This is a genomic window from Streptomyces malaysiensis subsp. malaysiensis (assembly GCF_040653035.1).
Lineage (GTDB): Bacteria > Actinomycetota > Actinomycetes > Streptomycetales > Streptomycetaceae > Streptomyces > Streptomyces malaysiensis.
This window is the reverse complement of the sequence record NZ_JBEZNG010000004.1, coordinates 415752-429472: the sequence shown is the minus strand read 5'-3', so window position 1 is coordinate 429472 and position 13721 is coordinate 415752. Positions and strand designations below refer to the sequence as shown.

2 protein-coding genes and 1 pseudogene are annotated in these 13721 nt (G+C 72.6%); 1 reads left to right on the top strand and 2 read right to left on the bottom strand.

What is annotated here, in order from left to right; genetic code table 11:
* Positions 1-77: 77 nt before the first annotated feature.
* Positions 78-11210, bottom strand: a complete 11133-nt coding sequence (locus tag AB0E24_RS11375; protein ID WP_359376234.1) for a type I polyketide synthase — start codon at positions 11208-11210, stop codon at positions 78-80.
* A gap of 392 nt (positions 11211-11602) precedes the next feature.
* On the opposite strand from AB0E24_RS11375, the gene rsgA reads away from it, so the two are divergent.
* Complete coding sequence (gene rsgA / locus AB0E24_RS11370; RefSeq protein WP_359376232.1) at positions 11603-12730, top strand: ribosome small subunit-dependent GTPase A; 1128 nt, start codon at positions 11603-11605, stop codon at positions 12728-12730.
* A gap of 83 nt (positions 12731-12813) precedes the next feature.
* On the opposite strand, the pseudogene AB0E24_RS11365 reads toward rsgA, so the two are convergent.
* Positions 12814-13560: pseudogene (locus AB0E24_RS11365) on the bottom strand (NADPH-dependent F420 reductase); the annotation flags it as partial.
* Positions 13561-13721 lie beyond the last annotated feature (161 nt).

The following is a 13721-nucleotide window of genomic DNA, read 5'->3' as shown; positions in this document are numbered from 1 at the left end:
CTCCATGCGAAGAGTCGGCGGTGCGAGGTGGGTACGCCGGAACGGCGCGGCTGGTGAGCGGGCCGGGCGGAGCGGGGTCAGGAGATCCCGAATTCCTTCTCGATGTAGTCGAAGAGCTCGTCGTTGGTGGCGGCTTCGAGATCCTCGGACGTCGCCGGCTCGTCGGCGGTGTCCATGGCGTCCGTGCTGTCCACGGCGGACCGGAGCAGTCGGCGTAGCCGGTCGGCGATCTCGGAACGGGCGGGGGCATCGCTCGGCAGCATGCCCAACAGCCCTTCCAGGCGGTCGAGTTCGGCCTTGCCATCGCCCGTGGCCGCTGGGGCGTTGCCGTGCGGGCCACTGCCGTGCGGGCCACTGCCGTCCGGTCCGTCGCCGATGCCGGTGAAGAGCTGTGTGCTCAGATAGCCGACGAGTTCGGTCACGGTCGGGAAGTCGAAGATCAGGGTGGCGGGCAGCCGGAGCCCCGTGATGTTTCCCAGCCGGTTGCGCAGCTCCACGGCGGTGACCGAGTCCAGGCCCAGCTCCAGGAACTGCCGCCTGGTGCCCACGTCGTCGGCCGAGTCATGGCCGAGGACGGCGGCCACCTGGCCGCGTACGGCATCGAGGAGCCGCCGTTCGCGCTCCTCGGGCTTCGCGTCGACGAGCCGGGCGCGCAGATTCGCCACCGCACCGCCCGCACCGCCTGTACCGCCCGTACCGCTCATACCGCCGCCCGGGGCCCCGGCCCCCGCACCGTCGACCGTGCCGAGCGCCCGCCGGGCCTCGGGGATCTCATCGAGCAGCGGGCTGGGGCGGGCTGCGGTGTAGGCGTGGGCGAAGCGGTCCCAGTCGATATCGGCGATCACCAGGGCGGTCTCGTCGTCGGCCAGCGCCGCCTCCAGCGCGAGGATCGCCGACTCCGGCGGCAGCAGCGGTACGCCATGGCGCAGCCGCAGCTCCGTCACCGCGTCCCGTTCGGCCATACCGCCCTGCGCCCAGGAACCCCAGGCCACGGAGGTGGCCACCAGCCCCCGTGCGCGGCGGTGACGGGCCAGGGCGTCCATATAGGCGTTGGCGGGCGCGTAGTTGCCCTGGCCCACCATGCCCACGGTGCCCGCCAGCGAGGAGAACAGCACGAAGGCCGACAGCTCCAGGCCCTGGGTCAGCTCATGCAGCCGCCACGCCGCGTCGGCCTTGACCCGCAGCACGCGGTCCACCTGCTCGGGGGCGACCGAGCCGATGGCGGCGTCGTCCAGAACGGCCGCCGTGTGGAACACCGAGGTCAGCGGGTACGCGGACGGAATCGACCCCAGCAGCGCGCGTATCGCGTCGGGGTCTCCGACGTCGCAAGCCGCCACCGTGGCCTTGGCCCCCGAGGCGGTCAGCTCCGCCACCAGCTCGGCCGCTCCCGGCGCGGTGTCGCCCCGGCGGCTGACGAGCAGCAGATGCTCGGCGCCACGGGCCGCGAGCCGACGGGCCACCTGGCTGCCGAGGGCCCCGGTGCCACCGGTGATCAGGACCGTGCCGGGGCCGGGGGTCCAGCCGTCGTCGGGCACCTCAGCGAGGCGTGGCGCCCTGACGATACGGCGTCCGAGCACCCCGGCGGCGCGGACCGCGACCTGGTCCTCATGGGCCGCGACTTGGCCCTCGTGGCCCGTGGCCTGGTCCTCGTGGACCGTGCCCTCGTCCTCATGGCCATCGGCGGCCAGCACGGCACACAGCCGGGTCGTCGTCCGTTCGTCCAGCTCCCGCGGCAGATCCACCAACCCGCCCCAGCGGGTGGCGAGTTCCTGCGCCGCCACCCGGCCCAGACCCCATACCAGCGCCTGCGCCGGGCCGGTCAGCGGATCGTGGTCGCCGACGGACACCGCGCCCTGGGTGACACACCACAGCGGCGCGGACACACCCGCCGCCTCCAGGCCCTGGATCAGCCGCACGGTGTGGTGCAGCCCGGCCGCCTCGTCGCGGGCGAGCAGCGAGAGCACGCCGGTGACGGGCGCCGTGGCGTGAGCCGTCAGGGAGTCGGCCCAGTGGCGCGGATCGTCGGGCGCCACGACCACCGTCTCCACCGTGGCCCCGTGCCGGACAAGGGCCGTGGCGATCGCCTCATGCGGCGCACCGCCCCTCTGGTCGGGCGCCAGGACCACGAGCCAGATGCCGGACAACGCGGGCGCGGTGGTCTCCGGCAGTGGCCTCCAGCCCTCGCGATACCGCCACGCGTCCATCGTGGCCGCCGCGCTCTGCCGTCGATGCCACGCCGACAGCGCGGGAAGCAGCGTCGTCAGCTCCGCCTGTGACTCCTCCAGCCGCAGCGTGCGCGCCAGCCCCTCCACATCCTCGCGCTCCACGACCTCCCAGAAACCGGTGTGCGCGTCCGGGCCTGCCGTGGCGCGGTGGCGGCCCGGGGCCGCGGTGTTCAGCCAGTAGCGGTGGCGTTGGAAGGGGTAGGTGGGGAGGTCGGCGGGGGCGGGGGTGTTCGGGGTGAGGAGAGCTGACCAGTCGGGGGTGAGGCCGTGGGTCCAGAGGGTGGCGAGGGAGGTGAGGAGTTGCCTGATGCCACCGTTCTCGCGGCGGAGGGTGCCGGTGGCGTGAGCGCCGGTTTCCTCGATGGCGGTGGTGAGGACGGGGTGGGGGCTGGCTTCGAGGAAGAGGGTGTGGCCGTCGGTGACGAGCGTGCGGATGGTGTCGTGGAAGCGGACCCGTTCGCGGAGGTTGCGGTACCAGTACTCGGCGTCGAGGGCCTCGCCGTCGATGGGGGCCGCGGTGACGGTGGAGTACATCGGCACATCCCCGGCGCGGGGGGTGATGGGTGCGGCGAGTTGGCGGAGCTGTTCCCTGATGCGTTCGACATGGGGCGTGTGGGACGCGTAGTCGACGGCGATCGCTCGGGCCCTGATCCCGGTGGCTTCCGCTTGTGCCATGACGTCGGTGAGTGCGGCGGGATCTCCGGCGATGACGGTGGTGGTGGGCCCGTTGACGGTGGCGATCCAGATGTCATCGCGGCCGGTGAGCAGCTCGTGTGTCTGGTCGGCGGAGGTGGCGAGGGAGACCATGCCGCCGTGTCCGGCCAGTTCCTCCGCGATGAGGCGGCTGCGCAGGGCGATGAGTCGTGCGCCGTCTTCGAGGGAGAGCACACCGGCTACGCATGCGGCCGCGATCTCGCCCTGGGAGTGGCCGATGACGGCGGCGGGCTCGATGCCGAACGCACGCCAGACCCGTGCCAAGGACACCATCACGGCCCAGAGCGCGGGCTGGACCACATCCACCCGCTCCAGCGCGTCATCCCCGGTCGCCCGCAGCACATCGAGGAGATTCCACTCGATATGCGGGGCGAGGGCTTGGGCGCATCGGTCGATGGATTCGGCGAATACGGGGGAGGTGGCGAGGAGTTCGGCGGCCATGCCGACCCATTGCGACCCCTGTCCCGGAAAGACGAACACCGCGCCGGAAGGCGGCTCTCCGGGGGCTGTCCCGCTGATCACGTGGGTGGCGGGTTCGCCGGAGGCGATGGCGTCCAGCCCGGTCAGGAAGGTGTCGCGGTCGGTGGCGATGACCACCGCTCGGTGTTCCAGCGCGGCCCGGTGCCGTGCGAGCGTCCAGCCGATGTCGGCGAGATGCCGGTCGCCCGTGGCGGCGTACGTACGCAGCTGCGCAGCCTGGGCCCGTAGCGCCGCCTCGGTACGCCCGGAGATCACCCACGGCAGCACACCCTCCGTGGGCGTGGCTTCCGACACGGTCTCAGCCGGTGGTGCCGCTTCGAGGATCACATGGACATTCGTGCCGCTGACTCCGAATGAGGACACCGCTGCCCGGCGGGCCCGTTCGGCCTCGGGCCAGGGCGCGTTCTCCGTCACCAGCCGCACCGCACCCGAGGCCCAGTCCACATGCGGGGTCGGCTCGTCCACATGCAGGGTGCGGGGAACGACACCGTGGCGCAGGGCCAGCACCATCTTGATGACGCCCGCGACCCCGGCCGCCGCGCCGGTGTGGCCGATATGGGCCTTCATCGACCCGAGCAGTGCGGGGTGTTCGGTGGACCGGCCCTGACCGTAGGTGGCGAGCAGGGCCTGTGCCTCGATGGGGTCGCCCAGCGCCGTACCGGTCCCGTGCGCCTCGATCACATCCACATCGGACGGGGTGAGCCGCGCGTTCGCCAACGCCTGCCGGATGACCGCCTGTTGGGAGGGGCCATTGGGTGCGGTGAGGCCGTTGGAGGCGCCGTCCTGGTTGATCGCCGAGCCGCGGATGACGGCCAGCACCTGGTGGCCGTTGCGGCGGGCCGCCGACAGCCGTTCGACCAGCAGCACGCCCACGCCCTCCGCCCACGCGGTGCCGTCCGCCGCCGCCGCGAAGGGCTTGCAGTAGCCGTCGGGGGCCAGCCCGCGCTGATGGCTGAACTCGGTGAACACACCCGGTGTGGACATCACCGAGACGCCGCCCACGAGCGCCATCCCGCATTCGCCGTTGCGCAGCGCCTGTACGGCCAGATGCAGCGCCACCAGCGAGGACGAACACGCCGTGTCCACGGTGACGGCCGGGCCGGTCAGCCCGAGGCTGTAGGCGACCCGGCCGGATGCCACGCTTCCCGCGGCCCCGGTGAAGAGATAGCCCTCGGCGCCCGTGGTGTCGGGGCCCTCACCGCCGTAGCCGTGCGGTACGAGGCCGATGAACACCCCGGTGCGGCTGCCGTGCAGCGACAGCGGGTCGATGCCCGCGTGCTCCAGGGCCTCCCAGGAGGTCTCCAGCAGCAGCCGCTGCTGTGGGTCCATCGCCATCGCCTCGCGTGGCGAGATGCCGAAGAAGGCGGCGTCGAAGTCGGCGGCGTCTTGGAGGAATCCGCCCTGGTGGACATAGCTGCTGCCGGAGCGTTCCGGATCGGGGTGGTACAGCGCGTCGAGATCCCAGCCGCGGTCCGCCGGGAACGCGGAGAGCGTGTCCTGCTCGGACAGCAGCAGCCGCCACAGCTCCTCGGGCGACCGTACGCCCGCGGGGAAACGGCAGCTCGTCGCCACGATCGCGATCGGCTCGTCCAAAGCGGCCGCCACATCCGCAACGACGGCACCGGTCGCGTACGGGCCCACTCCGGCGGTGTCCCCGCCCGTGATCCGGTCCAGCAGATGCCCGGCCAGCGCCAGCGGCGTCGGATAGTCGAAGACGGCGGACGGCGCGAGCGCCGCGCCCGTCGCCACGGCCAGCCGGTTCCGTAGCTCCACGGCGGTCAGCGAGTCGAAGCCGAGGTCCCGGAAGACCTTGCGCGTCTCCACCTCGTCCACCGAGGACAGCCCCAGCACCGCGGCCGCGTGGCGGCGCACCTCGTCCAGCGCCACCCGCAGCCGCGGCGCGCCCTCGGCCGTGTCGGCCACCCGGCGTGCGAAGCCGTCGAGCGCCTCCGTCGTTACGACGGACGGCAGATCGACCCGTACGGCGGAGGCGGGGCCGACGGGCGCGAGCCAGTAGCGCTCGCGCTGGAAGGCGTAGGTGGGCAGATCGACGGCTGTGGCGCCGCCGGGCGTGAACACCGCCGTCCAGTCCGGGTCCACCCCATGGGCCCACAGGGTGGCGAGGGCGCCGAGAAGCTGACGGACGCCACCGTGGTCACGGCGCAGGGTGCCGGTGGCGAGGATGCGCTGATCGGTGACGTGGCCGGTCTCCTCGACTGCGGTGGTCAGGACCGGATGCGCGCTGGATTCCAGGAAGAGGGCGTGGCCGTCGGCCAGGAGCGTCTGGAGGGTGTCCTGGAAGCGGACCTGTTCGCGCAGGTTGCGATACCAGTACTCGGCGTCCAGCGCCTCGCCCGCGATGGGTGCGGCGGTGACGGTCGAGTACATCGGCACCTCCCCGGCTCGGGGCGTGATGGGCGCGGCGAGCTGGAGGAGCCGCTCCCGGACGCGTTCGACGTGCGGCGTGTGCGAGGCGTAGTCGACAGGGATCGTACGGGCCCGGACGCCCATGGCCTCGGCGTGTGCCGTGATCTCGGCGAGCCCGCTGGGGGACCCGGCGATGACGGTGGCGGCGGGCCCGTTGACGGCGGCGATCCAGATGTCATCGCGGCCGGTGAGCAGCTCGTGTGTCCGGTCGGCGGAGGTGGCGAGGGAGACCATGCCGCCGTGTCCGGCCAGTTCGCGCGCGATGACGCGGCTGCGCAGCGCCACCAGCCGTGCGCCGTCCTCCAGGGAGAGCACACCGGCCACACACGCGGCCGCGATCTCGCCCTGGGAGTGGCCGACAACAGCCGAGGGTTCAACGCCCCACGCACGCCAGACCCGCGCCAAGGACACCATCACGGCCCAGAGGGCGGGCTGGACCACATCCACCCGTTCCAGCGCCGTGTCATCCCCGGTCGCCCGGAGCACATCGAGCAGATCCCAGTCGATATGCGGGGCCAGCGCCTGGGCGCATCGGTCGATGGATTCGGCGAACACCGGGGCGGAGTCGAGGAGTTCGGCGGCCATGCCGACCCACTGCGACCCCTGCCCCGGAAAGACGAACACCGGACCGGTGCCCGGCGCACCCCGCACCGCGCCGCCGATCACCTGGTCCGCGGGCTCACCGGAGGCGAGGGCGTCCAGCCCGGCCAGGAACTCGTCCCGGTCCCCGGCCACCACCACCGCACGGTGCTCCAGGGCGGCCCGCCGCGTCGCCAGCGCCCATCCGATGTCCGACGGAGTGGCATCGCAGACGCCGGCGAACGCACGCAGCCGGGCCGCCTGCGCCCGCAGCGCGGCGGGCGACCGGCCCGACACCACCCACGGCAGCACCCCCTCCACGCGTATGGCCGAAGTGGCGGGACGGACTCCAACGGAGGGGACGGCGGCCGGTGGGGCCTCTTCCAGGACCACATGCGCATTGGTCCCGCTGATGCCGAACGACGAGACTCCGGCCCGCCGCGCCCGTCCGGCCTCCGGCCACGGACGCCCCTCCGTCACCAGTTCCACACCGCCGCGGGCCCAGTCGACGTGTGGGGTCGGCTCGTCCACGTGCAGCGTGGCGGGCACGACCCCGTGCCGCATCGCCATGATGGTTTTGATGACGCCCGCGACTCCGGCCGCCGCCTGGGTATGGCCGATGTTGGACTTCACCGACCCCAGCAGCGCGGGCCGGTCGGCGGGCCGGTTCCGGCCGTACGTGGCGAGCAGCGCCTGCGCCTCGATCGGATCGCCGAGCGCCGTGCCCGTGCCGTGTGCCTCGACCACATCCACGTCGGAGGCCCCCACCCCCGCGTCCGCCAGCGCCTGCCGTACCACCTGCTCCTGGGAGAGGCCATTGGGCGCGGTGAGGCCGTTGGAGGCGCCGTCCTGGTTGACCGCCGTGCCACGGATCACGCCGAGCACCCGGTGGCCGTTGCGATGCGCGTCGGACAGCCGCTCCACCAGCAGCATGCCGACGCCCTCCGCCATTCCGGTGCCATCGGCCCCGGCCGCGAACGCCTTGCACCGGCCGTCCCGGGCCAGCCCGCCCTGGCGGCTGAACTCGGTGAAGATCCCCGGGGTGTTGAGGACGGTCACGCCGCCGACGAGGGCCAGCGAGGACTCGCCCCGCCGCAGCGACTGCACCGCCAGGTGCAGCGCCACCAGCGATGACGAGCAGGCGGTGTCCAGGGTGATGGCGGGCCCGGTGAGCCCGAGCAGATAGGCGATACGGCCGGAGGCCACACTCGCGGTCTTGCCGGTGAGGAGATAGCCGTCCACCGCCTCCGGCGCCTCGTGCAGCCGTGGCCCGTACTCCTGGTCCATCGTGCCGACGAACACACCGGTCCGGGTGGCGCGCAGCGCGCCGGGGTCGATGCCCGCACGCTCCAGCAGCTCCCAGGAGGTCTCCAGCAGCAGCCGCTGCTGTGGGTCCATCGCCAGGGCCTCGCGCGGGGAGATGCCGAAGAAGCGGGCGTCGAAGTCCGTGGCCCCGTCGATGAATCCACCGCCCTGGGCGAAGCTGCTGCCCGCGCCCTCGGTGCCGTGCAGCCGTTCGAGGTCCCAGCCGCGGTCGTCCGGGAACGGCGAGATGGCGTCCCGTCCGTCCGCCACCAGCCGCCACAGGTCCTCCGGGGACCCCACACCACCGGGGAGACGGCAGCTCATCGCGATGATGGCGATCGGCTCGTCGGTGGTGGTGGCCGTGGCCGGTTCTGAGGGCCTGTCGAACGCCGCGGGCCCGGCGGCGGCGAGGTGCTCCGCGAGCCTGGCCGGGGTCGGATGGCTGAAGAGCGCGGCGGGGGAGAGGCGGGTGCCCAGCGCGGTGTTGACGCGGCTGCACAGATCGCTCAGCGAGATCGAGTCGAAGCCGAGGTCCTTGAAGGTACGTCCGGTGTCGAGTTCGGCCGCCGTCGTATGTCCGAGGACGGCGGCGGCCTGGGCCCGGACCTGATGGGCCACATCGAGGCCAGAAGCGCCGGGAGTGCCCGGGGCTCCCGGGGCTTCCCTACCTCCCGTGGCTCCCGGTGCGGCGTCCGCGGCCGCCCCGGTGGCCATGGTGTCGAACCAGTGGCGCCGCCGCTGGAAGGCACGGCCGGGCAGTTCGGTCCGGCGGGCGCCGGTCCCGGCGAACACCTTCGCCCAGTCGGGGGCCGCTCCGTGCACCCACAGCTGGGCCAGGGAGAGGAGCAGCCGCCGGGTGCCGCCCTCGCCCCGGCGCAGGGTGCCGACGGCGAGGCCGCCCGTCTCCTGGACGGCGGCGGTGAGCACGGGGTGCGAACTGCTCTCCAGGAAGAGGGAGTTGCCGTCCGCGATCAGGTTCTGGACGGTGTCGTGGAAGCGGACCTGTTCGCGGAGGTTGCGGTACCAGTACTCGGCGTCGAGCGCCTCGCCCGCGATGGGCGCGGTCGTGACGGTGGAGTACATCGGCACATCCCCGGTGCGCGGGGCGATCGGCGCCGCGAGCCGCAGGAACTCCTCGCGGATCGCCTCGACATGCGGGGTGTGCGAGGCATACGCGGTGGCCACCGTGCGGTGGCGCAGCCCTGCGGCCTCCGCCCCGGCCGTGACCTCGGCCAGCCCTTCCAGATCGCCCCCGACCACGGTCGCGCCGGGGCCGTTGACGGCCGCGAGCCATACGTCGTCCCGGTCCGCGAACAGCTCGGCCGTCCGTTCCGCCGACGCGCCGATGGACACCAGACCGCCCCGGCCGATCAGCGCCTCGGCGAGCCGGCTCCGTACGGCGATCAGCCGGGCACCGTCCTCCAGCGACAGCGCTCCGGCCGCGCAGGCGGCCGCGATCTCGCCCTGGGAGTGGCCCACCACGGCCGACGGGACGACGCCGAGCGAACGCCACACCCGCGTCAGCGACACCATCACGGCCCAGAGCGCGGGCTGCAACACCTCCGCGCGCTCCAGCGCGGCGCCGTCCTCGGTCTCCCGCAGCACGTCGAGGAGATCCCAGTCGGTGTGCGGGGCCAGGGCCCGGGCGCACCGGTCGATGGATTCGGCGAACACGGGTGAGGCATCGAGCAGTTCGGCGGCCATGCCCACCCACTGCGACCCCTGCCCCGGGAAGACGAACACCGGACCCGGGACCGGCTCGGCGGCCACACCGTCGATCACATGGGCAAAGGGCTCACCGGAGGCCAGCGCGTCCAGCCCGGCCAGGAACCCCTCGCGGTCCCCGGCCACCACCACGGCGCGGTGCTCCAGGGCCGTCCGGTGCTCGGCGAGCGACCATCCGATGTCGGCCGGGGAGCTCTGACCGTCCGCCGCGAACTCCCGCAACCGCGCCGCCTGCGCTCGCACCCCGGCCGCGGACCGGCCCGAGACCACCCACGGCAGCGGTACCCGCACCTCATCGCCACGCGCACCCGCGACCGCAACGCCTTCGGCCACGTCCCGGCCGACGTCCTGGCCGATGTCTTGGGCAACGTCCCGGCCCGTGTCCCGGCCCATGCCCTGGGGCACATCGACAGCGCCCTTCGCGGGGCGCGCCACCGGCGCCTGCTCCACGACCACATGGGCGTTGGTCCCGCCCACGCCGAAGGACGACACCCCGGCGATCAGCGGCGCATCCGGGCGTGGCCACGTCGAGAGCCCGGTCTGCACCCGCAGATGCCACTCCTCCAGCGGAATCGCGGGGTTGGGGGAGCGGAAGTTGAGGCTGGGCGGGAGGTGCGCCGCCTCGAGGGAGAGCAGGACCTTGATCAGGCCGGTGATCCCGGCGGCCCCTTCCAGATGGCCCACGTTCGTCTTGGCGGACCCCACCAGCAGCGGATGGTCCTTCGTACGCGCGGCGCCGATCACCTCGGCCAGCGCCGCCGCCTCGATGGGGTCGCCGACGGCCGTGCCGGTGCCGTGCAGTTCGACGTACTGCACCTCGTCGGGGCCGACCCCGGCCGCCGCGTACGCCTGGCGGAGCACCTCCGCCTGGGCGGTCCGGCTGGGGGTGGTGAGGGTGTCCCCGCCGCCGTCGTTGTTGACCGCGCCGCCGCGCAGCACCCCATGGATCCGGTCGCCGTCGGCGAGCGCGCGGGCGAGGGGTTTGAGCAGTACGAGACCGCCGCCCTCGCCCCGGACGAAGCCGTTGGCCCGTGCGTCGAAGGCGAAGCACCTGCCGTCGGGCGAGAGCCCGCCGAAGCGTGCGGCGCTGAGCGCGCCGTCGTACGCGAGATTGAGGTGGACACCGCCCGCGAGCGCGGTGTCGCATTCGCCGCTGCGCAGGCTCTGGGCGGCCGTGTGCACCGCGACCAGCGAGGACGACTGGCCCGAGTCCACCACCATGCTGGGGCCGCGGGTGCCCAGCAGATACGAGAGCCGGTTGGCGATCATGCCGCGCTGGAGACCGGTCAGGGTGTGGTGGGTGACCGCGGAGTCGTCGTGCCGCCGCAGCAAAGTGGCGTAGTCGTCGTTGATGGCGCCGACGAACACCCCCGTACGCCCTTGGGCGATCCGGGCCGGTGTGAGGCCCGCGTCCTCCAGGGTTTCCCAGCCCAGTTCGAGCATCAGCCGCTGCTGGGGGTCCATGGCGCCGGCCTCGCGCGGCGATATGCCGAAGAAGTCGGCGTCGAAGTGGTCGACCCGGTCCAGGAAGGCGCCGAATTCCATCCCCGCTTCGGCTCCGGCCCCTGACCGGCCACCGGATTGACGCGGAGTCCATCGATCTTCCGGTACGGAAGTGATGGCGTCCTCGCCGTCGCTGAGCAGACGCCAGAATTCACCGGGCGTCGCGGCCCTCGGTAAACGACAAGAGAAACCGATGACCGCTATCGAATCATGGACAGCGTGCTGCCATGGCGAATCGGCGACTGTGGACAACTAGGTACACTCCCCCGTGACCTGGTGACCTGACCCATTTATCGCATCGCGAAAACAAAGATCAACTGTCGCGAAGGTACCTCAGCGTCCGACAGCGGCGCAAGCATGTTCGGGGACCGCCGCTCGGGGTCATGTTCCGCTGGTCACAAGGGCGTTGATTGCGGCCCTCCGTTTTCGACGAAAGAAAATGGATGGCGCCTCGGACGGGGATGGGCTACGGTTTCCCCGTTCCGCGTCGGCCCGTGTTGCTACGCGTTGAGGAAAGCAGGAGGTGAGGACATTGATGACGGTCACGGTGGCGAGCGCCGCTCGCGTTCAGGAGTTCCTCATTTCCATCCCCGCGGCCTCCGGCTGACACCTCTTCGGAGGCCGCCCCTCGAAGGGTTTCCTCCGTGTTCAACACTTCCATCGAGTCCTCCGACTCTTCTGGCTCCGGGTCTCCGCACGCCCTCACCGCCTATGGCTGGGACGACGGCTGGGCGGACGCGTTCGCCCCGTACGCGGCACAGGGCCTGGTGCCCGGCCGGGTGGTCCGCGTGGACCGTGGCCTGTGCGACGTGGTCACGCCGAGCGGCACGGTACGGGCCGACACCGAGCTGGTGACGCCGCGCGATCCGATGCGGATCGTGTGCACCGGCGACTGGGCCGCCGTGGACGCCGAGGGCGATCCGGCCTACGTCCGTACGCTGCTGCCGCGCCGTACCGCCCTCGTACGGTCCACCTCGTCCAAGCGCTCGGACGGCCAGGTGCTGGCGGCCAACGCCGACCACGCGGTCATCGCCGTGTCCCTCGCCGCCGAGCTCGACCTGGGCCGGGTGGAGCGGTTCACCGCACTGGCCTGGGAGAGCGGCGCCCAGCCGCTGCTCGTCCTCACCAAGGCCGATCTGGTGTCCGATCCGGCTGCCCTGGCCCATCTGGTGTCCGACACCGGGACGGCGGCGCCCGGTGTGCGGGTGCTGCCGGTCAGCTCCGCGACGGGGGAGGGCCTGGACGAGCTCCGCGCCCTGCTCGCCTCCGGCACCTCGGTGCTGCTCGGCCAGTCCGGCGCGGGCAAGTCCACGCTGACGAACGCGCTGGTGGGCCGGGCCGTCCAGGACGTACACGCGATCCGCGACAGCGACGGCAAGGGACGGCACACCACGACCACCCGCGATCTGCTCCCCCTGCCCACGGGCGGGGTGCTGATCGACACCCCGGGGCTGCGCGGGGTGGGGCTGTGGGACGCGGAGGGCGGTGTCGCCCAGGCGTTCGCCGAGATCGAGGAGCTCGCCGAACGCTGCCGTTTCCCCGACTGCGCACACCGGGCCGAACCGGGGTGCGCGGTGCTCGCCGCGATCGACGACGGCTCGCTCCCGGAGCGGCGGCTGGAGAGCTACCGCAAACTGCTGCGCGAGAACGAGCGGCTCGCGGCCCGTACGGACGCTCGGCTGCGCGCCGAGATGCGGCGGGACTGGAAACAGCGGCAGGCGCTCGGCCGCCACATGATGGAGCGCAAGCGGGGGCCGATGCGCAAGCCGTAGCGGTACGCGGCAGAGCCTTCGACGCCCGCCGGAACACGGCCGCCGACCGGGTGGCCGGGTTGCGGCGGGCGGGGGCCCGGCCGTTACATCCGGAAGCCCGCGGGTCCGCGCACCGTGGCGGCGGCGAGCTCCCGGACCCGGGCGGCGGATACGGGCACGCCGGGCGCCTGCTGGACCCAGGCCACCAGGTCCTTCGGGGCCAGGCCGGATGGCGGCCGGCCCACGTACGGGAAGGCGTACAGCGGTGTGTTGGGCTCGCTGAGCCAGCTGTCGGCCAGCGAGCCGAGGTCCACCGCGTCGAAGCCCAGCACGTTCAGGAGGTCGACCACCTCCTTCTTGGCGTCCGGGTCGTCGCCGGACAGCGGCAGCGCGGTGCGGTCGGGGGCTCCGGCCGGGCGGTACAGGTCCAGCAACTGCTTGGGCCCGATGGAGTGCAGCGCCTTCACCACCCGGGCGCCGGTGAGATGCCGCTGCACCAGTTCGCTGGAGGTCAGCTCGTCGCTGTCGAGCTCCGGGAGGCTCCAGTCGGGATTCGGCGCGTAGTTCATCGGGTCGATCACGGTCTTTCCGATGAGCTCCGCCCGGGGCAGCCGCTCGTGGGTGGCCAGCGGGACGGATGCGATGACCAGGTCACCGGCGCTCGCCGCTTCCGCCGGGGTGGCCGCGCGCGCCCGTCCGCCGAGCCCGGCGACGAGATCGGCCAGTGTTTCCGGGCCGCGTGAATTGCTCAGGACGACGTTCAGACCGGCGTCGACGGCGCGACGGGCGACCCCGGCGCCGACCATGCCGGTGCCGATGATGCCGAGAGTTGTCGTGGTCACTTCTGTTCTCCGTTCGGATGTCCCCGCGGTCTTCCCGCGTCCTTCCCCGCGCCGGGGCGGCGGCGGGGCAAGGCCGCTTCGGCGGGCCCGTACTCATCACAGCCGGGCTGACCTGGGCGAACAATGACCACATACGCTCAGCATCGATCACATCCTGTGATAGATCTGAG